General features: G+C 74.1%; 10 protein-coding genes. 2 read left to right on the top strand and 8 right to left on the bottom strand.

Translation table 11 applies throughout. The annotated features are described in order from the left end of the window. Positions 1-62: 62 nt before the first annotated feature. From CNQ36_RS13870 to CNQ36_RS13890, 5 genes are all read right to left on the bottom strand, one after another. On the bottom strand, positions 63-1190 hold the full coding sequence (locus tag CNQ36_RS13870) for an SIS domain-containing protein (protein WP_121546235.1): 1128 nt from the start codon (positions 1188-1190) through the stop codon (positions 63-65). A gap of 85 nt (positions 1191-1275) precedes the next feature. After that, positions 1276-1446, bottom strand: coding sequence for a Trm112 family protein (locus CNQ36_RS13875; protein ID WP_004930620.1), 171 nt, complete (start codon positions 1444-1446; stop codon positions 1276-1278). A gap of 541 nt (positions 1447-1987) precedes the next feature. Beyond that, positions 1988-3352, bottom strand: a complete 1365-nt coding sequence (locus CNQ36_RS13880; RefSeq protein ID WP_121546236.1) for a phosphomannomutase/phosphoglucomutase — start codon at positions 3350-3352, stop codon at positions 1988-1990. Between the two features lie 101 nt (positions 3353-3453). Then, positions 3454-5070, bottom strand: coding sequence for an L-lactate permease (locus tag CNQ36_RS13885; protein ID WP_121546237.1), 1617 nt, complete (start codon positions 5068-5070; stop codon positions 3454-3456). A 131-nt stretch (positions 5071-5201) separates the two neighbouring features. After that, the gene (locus CNQ36_RS13890; RefSeq protein WP_040907000.1) at positions 5202-5624 is read right to left on the bottom strand and encodes a DUF3499 domain-containing protein; all 423 of its coding nucleotides are present in this window, start codon (positions 5622-5624) and stop codon (positions 5202-5204) included. 283 nt (positions 5625-5907) lie between these two features. On the opposite strand from CNQ36_RS13890, the gene CNQ36_RS13895 reads away from it, so the two are divergent. Next, positions 5908-6402, top strand: coding sequence for a metallopeptidase family protein (locus CNQ36_RS13895; protein ID WP_121548453.1), 495 nt, complete (start codon positions 5908-5910; stop codon positions 6400-6402). A gap of 475 nt (positions 6403-6877) precedes the next feature. On the opposite strand, the gene CNQ36_RS13900 is transcribed toward CNQ36_RS13895, so the two are convergent. The 3 genes from CNQ36_RS13900 to CNQ36_RS13910 form a co-directional block, all read right to left on the bottom strand. After that, positions 6878-8383: a DUF5719 family protein gene (locus CNQ36_RS13900; RefSeq protein ID WP_121546238.1), complete on the bottom strand. Its 1506-nt coding sequence runs from the start codon at positions 8381-8383 to the stop codon at positions 6878-6880. Next, positions 8380-12081, bottom strand: coding sequence for a glycosyltransferase family 2 protein (locus tag CNQ36_RS13905; protein WP_121546239.1), 3702 nt, complete (start codon positions 12079-12081; stop codon positions 8380-8382). The genes CNQ36_RS13900 and CNQ36_RS13905 overlap by 4 nt, the downstream gene beginning before the upstream one ends. A gap of 211 nt (positions 12082-12292) precedes the next feature. After that, positions 12293-12556 carry a WhiB family transcriptional regulator gene (locus tag CNQ36_RS13910; RefSeq protein ID WP_004930599.1) on the bottom strand — a complete coding sequence of 88 codons (264 nt, stop codon included), beginning with the start codon at positions 12554-12556 and terminating at the stop codon, positions 12293-12295. Positions 12557-13270: 714 nt separating this feature from the next. On the opposite strand from CNQ36_RS13910, the gene CNQ36_RS13920 reads away from it, so the two are divergent. Next, positions 13271-13777, top strand: coding sequence for a cysteine dioxygenase (locus CNQ36_RS13920; RefSeq protein WP_121546241.1), 507 nt, complete (start codon positions 13271-13273; stop codon positions 13775-13777). The last annotated feature ends 17 nt before the right edge of the window (positions 13778-13794 follow it).

Below are 13794 nucleotides of genomic sequence, written 5' to 3' on the forward strand. Positions count from 1 at the left end.
TCTCGTGCGGGCGCGCGGTGTCGTGCGTCTGCGCGGGGGAAGTCAGGGTGTCCCGGGCATGATCAGGCTCCCGAGGCGAGCGCCAGGTAAACGGCGGCGAAATCCGTGACGGCGATCAGTTCCGCGAGGGTCTCCAGTTCGCCGCCCGCCTCCGGCTCCAGCTCGCTGATCGGCACGTCGTGGGTGAGGGCCAGGTCCCGGGCGGCGGGGGCCGCGGTGAGGCCGCCGATGGGCCGGTCGCGGAGCAGCACCACGCGGGCGTGCAGGGCGGGCTTCTCCTCCACGCGGTCGCGGAAGAAGTCGTCCGGGTCCGCGCCGGCGGCGAGCCGGCCGGCCAGCAGGGCGCCGTGTGCGGCGAGCGCCTCGGGCAGTTCGGCGACGACGGCGGGGGTGCCGGACAGTTCGGCGAGCGCGGCGGCGAAGCGGCGGCCCGCCGGGCCGGCCGAGACGCCCTCCGTCCACACGACGGGCAGCGTGTCGGCGAGTTCGGCGGCGAGGGTCTTGGCGGGGTTGCTGTACGTCACGATGGCCGGCCCGCAGCGTTCGGCGATGCCGTCGAGGCGGTCGGCGATCGCCTCCAGGGCGTCCGGCGGGGCGGTGAGCAGGCCGGTGCGGTCCAGGAGGGCGAGCAGCGGGGTGAGCAGCGCCCACAGGACGCCGGGCGCTGCGGCGGCGAGGGGTTCGTCATGGTCGTAGGGCGCGGTGGCCATGGGGACGAACATGCCGTGGGAGCCGCCGACCGCGTCGGCGAGCGGGGTGCCGGCGGGGGCGACCGCGACGACGGTGCAGCCGCGGCGGTATGCCTGCTCGAAGAGCAGCGACAGGCCGGGCTCGGTGCCGTCGGGGGTGGCGATGAGGAGGAGGTCCACGGAGCCGGCCCAGCCGGGGAGCTCCCAGCGCAGGGCGCCTGCCGCGGGGGCGACGCCGGTGGGGGCGAGGCGGGTGACGGGGCTGCCCGCGCCGGCCAGGGTGCCGAGGAGGTCGGCGGTCTGGGTGGCGGCGGCGCCGGGGCCCGCGATGAGGACCGCGCGGGGGCGGCCGTCGGGTTTGAGCCCGTTGACGCCGGCCTCGGCGGCGAGCCGTGCGGCGGTGCGGACGCGGGCGCCGGCCTCGGCGGCGCCGCGGAGCAGGGCGCGGCGGTCGGCCTCGGCGAGGCCCTCCGGGGAGTCGAGCAGCGATTCGTCGAGCATGGGCGGCAGGCTCCGATCTTCGATCGGCGGGGGCGGCGGGGCGGTGCGTGGTGCGCGTTACGCGGGCGCGGGCGCCGGGTGCGTGTTACGCGGGGCGGCGGGCCTCGTCGACGAGGAGTACGGGGATGCCGTCCCGGACGGGGTAGGCCAGGCCGCAGTCCGCGCCGGTGCAGATCAGCTCCGAGTCCTGCTCCTTGAGGGGGGAGTGGCAGGCCGGGCAGGCGAGGATCTCCAGGAGGCCGGCTTCGAGTGGCATGGGGGTCCCTTCGCTGGGGTCGATGTGCTGGTCAGGGTACCGCCGGTGCGGGGCGGGTGGCGTTGGGGCCGGTCGGGGGGTGGTTGCGCAGCCCGGCGCCGACGGGGCGCCGTCGCGCCCACCCGTGCCGCCCCAGCGGCACGACTGCCCGCGGAAGCGGGTGGGGCAGCTGCGCGCGCCCGCCTTAGGGGCGGAGGGGCTATGCGGCCCGGCGCCGACAGGGTGCCGTCGCGCCCACCCGTGCCGGCCCAACGGCACGACTGCCCGCGGGAACCGGAAGGGGCGGCTGCGCGCGCCCGCCTGAGCGGGAACGGAAGGGGCAACGCGGCCCGGCGCCCGCGGGGTGCCGGCGCGCCCCCTCGCCCACCGTCCCAGCGGCACGGCTGTCCGCGGCAACGGGAGGGGCGGCTGCGCGGCCGCACGCCTCAGCGGGAACGGAAGGGGCAACGCGGCCCGGCGCTCGCGGGGTGCCGTCGCGCCCGCCCTCCCCCAGCGGGACGACTGCCCGCGGGAACGGGAGGGGCGGCTGGCTCGGTGGGGGTCAGGTTCGGATGAGGGTCAGGGCCTCGTCGCGGATTTTTGCCATGGTGGCCTCGTCGCGGGCCTCCGCGTTCAGGCGGAGGAGGGGTTCCGTGTTGGACGGGCGGACGTTGAACCACCAGTCGGCGGCGGTGACGGTGAGGCCGTCGAGTTCGTCGAGGGTGATGCCCTCGCGGCCCTCGTAGGCGGCCCTGATCGCGGCGAGGCGGGCGCTCTGGTCGTCGACGGTGGAGTTGATCTCGCCGGAGCCCGCGTAGCGGTCGTACTGGGCGACCAGGGCGGACAGGGTGCCGTGCTGTCCGCCGAGGGCGGCGAGGACGTGCAGGGCGGCCAGCATGCCCGTGTCGGCGTTCCAGAAGTCGCGGAAGTAGTAGTGCGCGGAGTGCTCGCCGCCGAAGATCGCGCCGGTCCTCGCCATCTCGGCCTTGATGAAGGAGTGGCCCACGCGGGTCCGCTCGGGGGTGCCGCCGTTCTCCCGTACGACCTCGGGGACCGACCAGGAGGTGATCAGGTTGTGGATGACCGTGCCCTTGCCGCCGTTGCGGGCCAGCTCGCGGGAGGCCACCAGTGCGGTGATCGCGGACGGGGAGACCGGCTCGCCGCGCTCGTCGACGACGAAGCAGCGGTCGGCGTCGCCGTCGAAGGCGAGGCCGAGGTCGGCGCCCTCCTCGCGGACCCGCTCCCGCAGGTCGACCAGGTTGGCCGGGTCGAGGGGGTTGGCCTCGTGGTTGGGGAAGGTGCCGTCGAGTTCGAAGTACATCGGGACGAGGGTGAGCGGCAGCCCGTCGAAGACCGTCGGGACGGTGTGCCCGCCCATGCCGTTGCCCGCGTCGACGACGACCTTGAGCGGGCGGACGGCGGTCAGGTCGACGAGCGAGCGCAGATGTGCCGCGTAGTCGTCCAGCGTGTCCCGCCGGGTGATCGTTCCGGCACTCGCCGCCGGCTCCGGGGCGCCCGACTCGCTCCACTCTTCGACGAGTTCCCGGATCTCGGTCAGGCCGGTGTCCTGGCCGACCGGGGCGGCGCCCGCGCGGCACAGCTTGATGCCGTTGTACCGGGCCGGGTTGTGCGAGGCGGTGAACATCGCACCCGGCAGGTTCAGCGCGCCCGAGGCGTAGTAGAGCTGGTCCGTGGAGCACAGGCCGATCTCGGTGACGTCGGCGCCCTGGGCCGCGGCTCCGCGCGCGAAGGCGCCCGACAGTCCGGGGGACGACGGCCGCATGTCGTGGCCGGTGACGACGGCGGTCGCGCCGGTCACCCGGACGAAGGCGGCGCCGAAGAGCTCGGCGAGCTTCTCGTCCCACTGGTCGGGGACGACTCCGCGCACGTCGTACGCCTTAACGATCTGCGACAGATCAGCAGCCACGGCCAGCCCTTCCGGAAGTCCTGTCGGTCACCACAAACTACCCGTAGCGGGGTGACACTCCGGCCGGGGTCACCGGCCGGGCCGGCGGGCGTCGCGGGAGCTCAGGGCAGCATCCAGCCCAGCACCGCCGTGCTCTGGCCCACCACGACCAGGCACATCACGAGCAGCAGGCCGAGGCTCCAGGGCAGCACCTTGCGCAGCAAGTCGCCCTCGCGGCCCGCCAGTCCGACGGCCGCGCAGGCGATGGTGAGGTTCTGCGGCGAGATCATCTTGCCCAGCACGCCGCCGGAGCTGTTGGCGGCGGCGAGCAGTTCGGGGGAGAGCCCGGACTGCTGGGCGGCGGTCACCTGGAGGGCGCCGAACAGCGCGTTGGAGGAGGTGTCCGAGCCCGAGACGGCGACTCCGAACCAGCCCAGCACCGGGGAGAGGAAGGCGAGCCCCGCCCCCGCCGCCGCGACGAAGTGGCCGATCGTCGCCGCCTGGCCCGAGAGGTTCATGACGTAGGCCAGTGCCAGCACCGATGTCACCGTGAGGATGGCGAACCGCAGTTCGTGCACCGTCGCCAGCCACTCCTTGACCGCCGCCCCCGCGCGCACCCCGATCACGGCCGCCGTGAACACCCCGGCGATCAGCACGAGGGTGCCGCCGGTGGAGACGATCGGCCAGGTGAACACGTTGCCGCCCACGGGCTCCCCGTCCGGGCCCGCGACGTCCAGGAAGGGCCAGTCGTAGGTCTGGGTGGCACCGGCGAGCCAGTCCTTCACCGCCGGGATCTGCGCGACCGAGAAGATCGCCACGATCAGCGCGTACGGGGCGTAGGCGCGGACCACCTCGCCGCGCGGGTCCTCCTCGTCCAGTTCCTCGCTGCGGGCGCCGGTCAGCACGGAGGCCCGTACGGACTCGGTGGCGGGCACCCGGGAGCGCGGCACGGCGACGAGCGCGCCGGCGCCGGCCAGGGCGGCGCCGATGTCGGCGAGTTGGGCGGAGACGTAGTTGGAGGCGACGAACTGGGCCACGGCGAAGGCGACTCCGCAGACCAGCGCGGGGACCCAGGTCTCGCGCAGGCCGCGGCGGCCGTCCACCAGCCAGACCAGCACGAGCGGTACGACGAGGGCGAGCAGCGGGGTCTGGCGGCCGACCACCGACGCCACGGAGTCCAGCGGCAGGCCGGTGACCTGGGCGAGCGTGACGACCGGTGTGCCCATGGCGCCGAACGCCACCGGCGCGGTGTTGGCGACCAGCGCGACCACGGCGGCGCGTACGGGGTCGAAGCCGAGGGCCACCAGCATCACGGCGGAGATCGCGACGGGGGCGCCGAACCCGGCGAGGGCCTCCAGGAGGGCGCCGAAGCAGAAGGCGATGACGAGCGCCTGGATGCGTGGGTCGTCGGAGAGGCGGCCGAAGGAGCGGCGGAGGACGTCGAAGTGCCGGGTGCGGACGGTCATCCGGTAGACCCAGAGGGCGTTGACGACGATCCACATGATGGGGAAGAGGCCGAAGACGGCGCCCTGGACGCCGCTGGAGAGCGTCTGGTCCAGTGGCATCCCGTACGCCAGGCAGGCGACCAGGACGGCGGCCAGCAGGCCGATCAGGCCCGCGAGGTGCGCCTTCATGCGGACGCCGCCGAGCAGGACCAGGACGATCACGAGGGGCAGGGCCGCCACGAGCGCGGAGAGGCCGAGCGAGCCGGCGACGGGTTCCAGTTCCTGGACGTACACGGGCGCCTCCCGGATTCCGCCATGCGAAAGCGATTTCTCGCTTCGTTCTCACGGAATGGTCGTGTTCGCGACAAGGAGGCGTCAATGGTTGTGCGGTGGTTTATGTGACCCGTGAGCTCAGAGGGAGCGCGTCAGTTGTCCGGGGAGCGGAGAACGCGCAGGTGGCCGCGGCGGGCGACCTCCATGGGGTCCGCGGTACGGGAGCCGCCGCCGGCGCCCGCGGCCCGCTCCTGGGGACGGGCCGCCTCACGCACCGCGTTCGCGAGCGCTTCCAGGTCGTCCCCGCTGGGCTGGGCCGGAGCCGAGCCGTCGAGCAGGCGGACGACCTCCCAGCCACGCGGCGCGGTGAGGCGCTCGGAGTGCTCCGCGCACAGGTCGTAGCAGTGGGGTTCGGCGTAGGTGGCGAGCGGGCCGAGGACCGCGGTCGAGTCGGCGTAGACGTACGTCAGCGTCGCAACGGCGGGACGGCCGCAGGCGGTGCGCGAACAGCGACGTACAGGGCTCACGATGTTGGACGGTACCGCACTCTTGAGCGGGCCGCGACGACTCTCCACCAGGTCACTCCCCCGTGTCGTGGCGTGAAACGCCCCACATACCCCTTTGGCCACACCTTGCTGACCTGGGTCGACGCGAGGCTCCGACGCGCTTGCCGGTTCTGATTCCGGTCACCAGTTGGTACAAACACCGTCAATTGCCTTGAGGTCATCGGTCTCGAAGAGATATGAAATCGAGCCCAACCTTGGCTGGAATGGTCATGTTGTGACATGCCGTGCAGGTCGGCCGGAAGGCGTACGGGGTTCGGGCGGGGCGGCGACGTGACGACTACCCTTCGCAGTGATGGACAGCCCCGTGACGCCCCGTACCGCCGGCCCCGGGCCCGGCTCCGGCCCCGGACCCCGCCGCCGTGATCGCCACGGTCGGGGCATGCGGGGCCCCATCGCACCTCCCCAGGTGCCGCTTGCCGCCAGCAGGGCGGAGACGTTCGCCGATCTCGTGCAGGACTCCGTGGAGCGGCTGGAGCGGCGGTGGCCGCAGCTCGCCGACGTCGACTTCCTGGTGCTGGACGTGCCTCGGCTGGACGGGGGTGCGGGCTCGGGTGCGGCGGGCGCGGCGGGGGCGGGCTGGAGCGACGAGGCTGTGCCGCTGGGTGGGACGGTGGCTGCTCGGGACGGGCGTCCGGCGCGGGTGGTGATCTACCGGCGGCCGGTGGAGATCCGGACCAAGGGGCGGGACGAGCGGGCGGCGCTGGTGCACGAGGTCGTGGTCGAGCAGGTGGCGGAGGTGTTGGGGCTGACGCCGGAGACGGTGGATCCCCGGTACGGGGAGGACTGAGGCGGGCGTTGCGGCGCCGTGATTGCCGGGTGCCCGGCGTGGGTGTGGGCCGGGGGGTGTTGCGCAGCCCGGCGCTTACGGGGTGCCGTCGCGCCCACCCGTGCCGCCCTGCGGCACGACTGCCCGCGGAAACGGCGGGACGGCTGCCCGCGGGAACGGCGGGGCGGCTGCCGGCGGAGAGCGGGGGGCGACTGCGCGCGGAGAGCGGAGTGCGGCTGCGCGCGGAGAGCGACACGGGTGGCTGGGCGCGGAGAGCGGAGAGGGCGGCTGCGCGGAGACGGTGGGGTAGGCGCGTACGGCGGAGACGGTGGGGGTGGGCGCGTACGGCGGGGAGGGGGTGGGGTGGGGGTGGGCGCCCGCAGTGGCTGGCGCGTCCGCGTCCCGCACCCCTTTAACTGGCACAGTCGCGCCAGTCCGAGGACGGGCACCCCCACCCCGCCCCCGCTCCACCCACCGGCATCAGCGCAGCACGACCCTACTTCTGCAGGATCGACAGGTCCTCGCTCGCCTCCGGCACCGCCACCGACCCCCGGTCGTCCGGAAGCGGCTGGACCGTGAAGAACGGCACGTCGTCCTCCTTCGTCGCCAGCGTCCGGGACGCGTAGACCGGTGTGCCCGACTCGGGTTCCACCGTGAGGGCGTACGTGCCCTTCACCCCGGCCGGCACGGGCGCCTCGACGTTCTGCGTCGTACCCGCCTTGACCGTGAACGTCTTCGAGGCCGCCGTGCCGCCCTCCGTCCCCGCGGACGCCGTGACCTTGACCTTGGCCGTGCCCTCGGGAGCCGTCACGGCGAGCGTCGTGCCCTTGGCCGTGTTGTCCACGGACGTGGCCCGCGTGCCCACCGGCCGCGCCGCCGGGATGAACGCCGACTCCTGCTTGCCGTCCTCGCCCCGCAGCACCCGTACCGCCGCCACCACCGGCACCGAGGCGTCCGCCGCCGTCAGGACCAGGGAGCCCGCCTCCCCGCGCGTGATGTCGCCCAGGTCGACGGCCGCCGTCATGCCGCCCTTCACATGCAGCGTCTCGTTGCCCGCCGGGGTGATCAGACCGGACGGGGAGGCCAGCCGCACCTTCAGGTCGACGTCGGCCCCACCGGGCGTGAAGGCGACCAGCCGCACGGCCGTCGCGTCCTTCGGGATGCCCGGCAGCACCAGGCTGCCCGAGGGGTCGGCCGACGCGGGCAGCCAGTCGCCGCCCAGCTTGTCGTCCAGCGCCTGCACCGCCGCGCCGACCCTGCCGCTGCGGACCACCACGTGCACGGTCACATTGGCCTGCTTCTCGTCGGTGAGCGTGGACAACAGCACCGGCTCCGCCGAGTGCGGCTTGACGGTGATGCCCTCCCCCACCGCCGTCTTGAGGGCGCCGTCCTTGCCGTAGAGCTCGATGTCCACGACGGCCGCGGAGTCGTCCGGGTTGATCACGTGCACGTAGTCGGTGCGGTCGGCGTCCGTACTCGCGCCGGGGAACCAGAACTCCGTGTCGGGGGCCGTGCAGGCGGCGCCGAGCATCCCCCGGCCGGTGCCCGCGGTGACCGTGGTGGTCTGCTGCACGGTCCAGCCGGGCGCGAAGCGTCCCTCGGCGGTGCCCAGCAGGGCAGGAGCCTCGCCCCCGCTGGTGTCCCCGACGACCGGCTTGCCGGGCTCCTTGGGCTCCAGCACGGACTTCTCGCCCTTGCCGTCCCCGCCGTCCCCGCCGTCCTTGCCGTCCTCGTCCGCGGCCTGCACCGCCGGCTCGAGCGCGGCCTTCCCCTCGCCCTCCGCCCCCTTGGTGACCGGCGTGAAGGACGTGTACGCCGTCTCGGCCAGGTCCGAGGTGCTGGGCGGAGGGCACACCAGGCTCGTGCGCTCCACGGGAAGGCGGGCCGCCGCCCCCGCCGCCTCGTTCGCGGCGCCGGCGTCCGGCGAGGACACCGCGGCGAAGCCGGTGACGGCGGCGAGCGCGGTCACGCCCGCGATCAGGGACAGGGTGGTGCGGTTCACTGCTGGCTCCCGTCGGAACGCTCACTGCCCGTGCCGTGGGGGTCGTACGACGTGTCGTAGCCCTGCGGGTAGTTCGGGTCGTAGCCCTGGGTGTAGCTCTGGTCGTACGGGGTCTGCTGGGTGCCGTAGGAGTACGGGTCGTACTCGCCGCCCTGGGGGTAACCGTCCGCCTGGTAGGGGCGGCCGTAGGCGTCGGTCGGGTACTGCTGGTACTCGTCCGGGTAGCCGTTCGCGTACTGCGCGGCGTCCCAGTCGCCGTAGTCGGCCTGGTGCGGAACGGCCGCGGGCGGCTGCCCCGGCGGGGCCGGGAAGTCCTCACCGACGGCCGGTTCCCCGGCGCCGGACTCCGCCTCCGTACCCTCCGCCTCAGCCTCAGCCCCAGCCCGGGCAGCGGCCGCGGTCCCGGCCGCCGCCTCCGCGTCCGCCTGGGCGCGCAGCCGCCGTGCGCGGCGGCCCTCGCCCGCCAGGTCCTCGGCCGTGACCGCCGGCTCCTCGGGCAGGTCGTCGTCGACGTCGCGGCGGCGGCCGGGCAGGGCCATGACCACGAGGACGACGGCGAGCAGGCCCTGGGCCCACAGCCACGCGGTGTGGCTGATCGGGTCGTCGTAGGTGACGTCCAGCGTGCCGCCGGCGGCGGGGAGTTCGAAGCCCTGGGCCCAGCCGTCGACCGTGGTGCGGGTCAGCGGCTTGCCGTCGAGGGTGGCGGTCCAGCCCTCGGCGGCGGTGTCGGCGAGGCGCAGGACACGGCCGTCGGCGCCGCTCGGGATCTTGGTGTGGATCTCGACCGGGCCCGCGGCCACCGGCTGGGGCTCGCCGCCGTCGTCCTCGCCGGCGACGATGCCGGCGCGGGCGACCTCCCGGTCGACCCGCCACAGCGCGCCGTCCGACTGCTGGCTGAGCCGGGACAGGCCGGGGGTGGCGTCGAGGACGCGGGCGACCTCGCGGGGCGCGCCCGCGTGGACGAGGACGTAGCGGACGGCGAAGCCGCCGAGCTGGTCGGCCTGGTCGGCGCCGGAGCCGGCGACGAGGTTGGCGACGACCTTGTCGAGCCTCGTGTTCTCGCCGTCCTCGGCGGCGATCTCCGCGTCGCCCATGCGGGCGCCGGAGCCGCGGACCAGTACGTAGCCGACCCGGTCGGTGGAGTCGCTGTCGAGGACGAGGGTGCGGGCCTGGTCGCGGGTGCCGCTCTCCTCGGCGACGAACGCGGGCACCTGGACGGGGTCGCGGCGCTGCACCGGGCCGTCGGCGCCGCCGATCATCCAGCCGGCGGCGGCCACCAGCGGGCCTACGGCGCAGGCCAGGGCGATGAGCGCGGCGACCGGCTGGCGCCAGCCGAAGCTCTGCTCGGCAACCCGGGAGCGTGCCCCGTCGGCGCCGAGCGCGGCGGCGGCCAGGACGGCGATGCCGTAGACGAGGGTGGCGGGGCCCGCCCAGGCCGAGTTGTTGGACAGGACCGCGAAGACGAGGCCCACCAGGGCGGCCGCCCACGCGGTGAGGACGGCCGGACGGCGCTCGGAGCGGAGCAGGGCCGCGAGCGCGGCGAGCACCAGACCGATGAGCAGCAGTCCGCCGACGGTGCCGGGGCCGCCCGGGCCGGCTCCGAGCAGGTCGAGCGGGGAGGCGGCGGAGGCGCCGTACTCCAGGCCCGCCTCGCGGAAGAAGCCGAAGGGGAGGAGGGAGAGCGACCACGGTGCGAGGACCAGCAGGGGGGTGCCCAGCTGGGCCAGGAAGCGGAGTCCGTAGGCCGGGAGGTCGGTGCGGCGCACGGCGAGCACGCCGGCGCCGAGGACCAGCGCGATGGGCCACACGATGGGGGTGAACGCGGTGGTCAGGGTGAGCAGCAGGGCGTACGCCCAGGTGGCGCGCCAACTGCCGCGTGCGTCCGTGGTGTTCGCGAGGCCGCTCGCCGCGATGCCGGCCCGGGCGACGAGCGGCAGCAGGACGGCGAGTACGGCGGTGCCGATGCGGCCGCCGGCCAGGGCGCCGGTCGTGGCGGGCAGGAAGGCGTAGGCGACGGCCGCCCACGCGCGCAGCAGCCGGGACTCGACGAGCGGGCGGGAGGCGAGGTACGCGGTGAAGCCAGCCAGCGGTACCGAGCAGACCAGGAGGATGGTGACGGCGACGCCGGTCGAGCCGAGCAGGAGGGAGGCGAAGGCCGCCACGAGCGCGAGGTAGGGCGGTGCGGAGCCGGTGCCGCCCGCGCCCACGGTGTGCCAGGCGTCGGTGTAACGCGCCCACAGGTCGCCCGAGTCGGCGGGCGCGGGCAGCAGGGCGCCGCCCGCGAGCGCGCCGCCGCCGAGGAGCTGGCGGCAGGCCGCGAGGGAGACCAGCAGCAGCAACAGGAAGAGCACCGGGCCGGGATTGCGGGCGATGCGCTTGAGCCGGGCGAACTGCTCGACCTGCAGGAAGTCGGCGTCGTCGCCGCCGGGTCCGGACTCGATGGCCCCGCCGTGCCGTCCCGCGCCGGTGGTGGCTTCGGGGTCGGAGCGGCCGACGAGGTTGCCCGCGACCTGTTCCACGGTGACGCGGACGGTCGCGCCGGGCGGCGGGAACAGCGGCCGCAGTTCGCCCTTGTCGACCTGCGGGCTGCCGCGGTGGCGCCGTCCGGCGAGGATCCGTTCGGGCCTGAGCAGGGTGCCCATGAGGCCGCGGATCTCGTCGACGGCCTGTCCGGGGGCCTTGCCGACGAGGTAGGCGAGGGTGCGCAGCAGCGTGCCGAGGACGACGCGCAGCAGCACCCAGGGCAGGGCGGCGGTGCGGGTGTTGACGAGCAGGGTGTGGACGGCGCCCGCCTTGTCCACCTTGTGCGGGGAGGCGGAGGTGCGGCCCACGCAGTCGACGGTACGGCGCTCCCGGGAGGCCGCCTCGGCGTGCCGGACGACGGCGTCGGGGGCGATCAGGACCCGGTGTCCCGCGGAGTGGGCGCGCCAGCACAGGTCGACGTCGTCGCGCATGAGGGGCAGGTGCCGGTCGAAGCCGCCGAGCCGGTCGAAGACGTCGCGGCGGACCAGCATGCCGGCGGTGGACACCGACAGCACGGGCCGTACATGGTCGTGCTGGCCCTGGTCCTGTTCGCGGCGGTCCAGGCCGGTCCAGCGGCGCCCGGAGTTGGCGATGGAGACGCCGACCTCGAGGAGCTGCCGGCGGTCGTACCAGCCGCGGAGCTTGGGGCCGACGACGGCCACGTCGTCACGGCCGAGCTCGTGCTCGTTCTCCACGACGCGCAGCATGTGGGCCAGCGCGTCGGGTTCGGGCGCGCAGTCGTCGTGCAGCAGCCACAGCCACTGCACCGGCTCCCCGTGCGGGAGTTCCGGCATGTCGTAGGCGTCGTCGCGCCAGCTGCGGGTGGCCGGGTCCCAGCCGCTCGGCCGCTTCAGGTAGGGCAGCTCGTCGGGCGTGAGGTGCGGCGCGGCGCGGTGGCACTCCTCGACGGCCTGGCCGAAGCCGGTGCGCCGGGCGAGGTGCAGCACGTGGTCGTCGCCGAGGGCCTCGCCGACCAGCCGGGCGGAGTCGTCCGCGCTGCCGGTGTCGGCTCCCATGGCGAACTGGACGGGGCGTTCCTGGCCGAGCAGCCCGGCGAGCGCGTCGGGCAGCCAGCGGGCGCCGTCGTGGGAGACGAGGACCGCGGTCACCACATGACGCGGGAACTCAGGAGTGGCGGCAACGTCTTGGGCTGCCGTGTGGCTGTGCACGGACATCGAGGTACGGGCCCCGGTTCGGTGGACTGTGGGGGACGCCTGTGCCCGGTGGGGCAGCGGGCGTCTCGGACGAGCGACCACACTATCGGCTGGCCAACGCGGCGGCCCGCCGCCTGTGGACAACCACCTGCGACGGGCCTTAAGTGACCTATGTGCGAATGACGTGCGTGCGACGGCGATGTGCCGGTTCGTCAGGGAAGAGCCGCCTTCGTCAGATGGCGGCCTTCTTCAGCCGGCGGCGCTCCCGCTCGGACAGGCCGCCCCAGATGCCGAAGCGTTCGTCGTTGGCGAGAGCGTACTCGAGGCATTCGGAGCGGACCTCGCACGCGAGGCAGACCTTCTTGGCCTCCCGGGTCGAACCGCCCTTCTCGGGGAAGAAGGACTCGGGGTCGGTCTGGGCGCACAGCGCGCGCTCCTGCCAGCCGAGCTCCTCGTCCGCGTCGTCGACCAGCAGTTGCTCCACCAGCTCGGTCATGTGCGCCCCTCGTCCGTCTTTCGCGTCCCCGTGTGATCCAGCCGTTACCGATTCAGGCTGAACGACACGAGTGAAATTACAAGTGTGCTGCTCCGGGCGAGTCAAGCCGAGATCTGCTATTGAGCCCCTTATTCACTCTGCGGAACCAAGCCCAAGCGGAAAGTGTTCAAATCACCCTAAACCTCGACACACCTACGGGCCACGCGGGAGCTCGCCGCCCCACGCGAAGCCTCGACGGAGAAGACGCCGACGCGATCGGTCCCGTTCCTGCAGCCGCGCCGAAGCGAGGCCGATCACAGTCGGATCACGGGATCGCAACGGCGTCGTGCGGCTTCCAGCCGTGCACACCCTGTGTCCCATGAACGAGTGAGCAAACCTTTCGTCAGCGAGATGCACCGGATGAGGTGAACCTCGTCCCACCAACGGGGCTCCGAGTTGACAGTCGAGGAGTGAACCGCTGTCCTTGTGGGCATGCTCGCGAATCCGGCACTCACCTCGACCCGCTCCGCCGGGTTCCTCGGTGCTGCCCGCGCTCGCTGTAGCTGTCGCTGTTCCGGCTGTTGAGCCTCTAGCTCCAGCCCTCGCCGGGCCACCGCCTCGGCCGCCGCTTCCTTCGCTCCCACCGGGGCACCCCTCGCGCCGCCGCCCGCGACCCGGGCACATCCGCCGCGACACCGCACCCCCACCGCTTCTTCCGCCAAGGAACCTCCGCCCATGAACAGCGACAGCGACCTCCAGATCGCCGGCGACATCCTCGAAGTCCCCCACCTGCTCCAGCCCCCGCGCGAGCACCCGGCCACCGTCGCCGAGTTCGCCGGACTGGCCCGCTCCCTCGCCGCCGACCGCTCCCAGTGGGAGCACCTCGTCCGGTACGACGCCACCAGCCGCTGGTACCACCGGCTGCGCACCGGACCCGGCTACGAGGTGTGGCTGCTGTCCTGGGTGCCGGGCCAGGGCAGCGGGCTGCACGGCCACGGCCGCTCCTCCGGGGTGCTGACCGTCCTGGACGGCACACTCACCGAACGCACGGAGCGCGGCACACGCGCGCTGGCGTCCGGCGCGCAGCGCGTGTTCGCGCCCGGCTATGTGCACGAGGTGGTCAACGACGCGCTGGAACCCGCGGTCAGCCTGCACATCTACCACCCGGGCCTCACCGAGATGCCGATGCACACGGCCCCGCACTGCGAGGCGCGCCCGGAGCCGGGCCCGGTGACTGCCTGACGCGATGCCGTAGCGGC

The organism is Streptomyces fungicidicus (assembly GCF_003665435.1).
GTDB lineage: Bacteria > Actinomycetota > Actinomycetes > Streptomycetales > Streptomycetaceae > Streptomyces > Streptomyces fungicidicus.

Bases quoted from the DNA above. Each gene is read 5' to 3' on its own strand.
- CNQ36_RS13870 (WP_121546235.1), bottom strand. From the start codon at position 1,190: ATGCTCGACGAATCGCTGCTCGACTCCCCGGAGGGCCTCGCCGAGGCC.
- CNQ36_RS13875 (WP_004930620.1), bottom strand. From the start codon at position 1,446: ATGCCACTCGAAGCCGGCCTCCTGGAGATCCTCGCCTGCCCGGCCTGC.
- CNQ36_RS13895 (WP_121548453.1), top strand. From the start codon at position 5,908: ATGGACAGCCCCGTGACGCCCCGTACCGCCGGCCCCGGGCCCGGCTCC.
- CNQ36_RS13905 (WP_121546239.1), bottom strand. From the start codon at position 12,081: ATGTCCGTGCACAGCCACACGGCAGCCCAAGACGTTGCCGCCACTCCT.
- CNQ36_RS13910 (WP_004930599.1), bottom strand. From the start codon at position 12,556: ATGACCGAGCTGGTGGAGCAACTGCTGGTCGACGACGCGGACGAGGAG.
- CNQ36_RS13920 (WP_121546241.1), top strand. From the start codon at position 13,271: ATGAACAGCGACAGCGACCTCCAGATCGCCGGCGACATCCTCGAAGTC.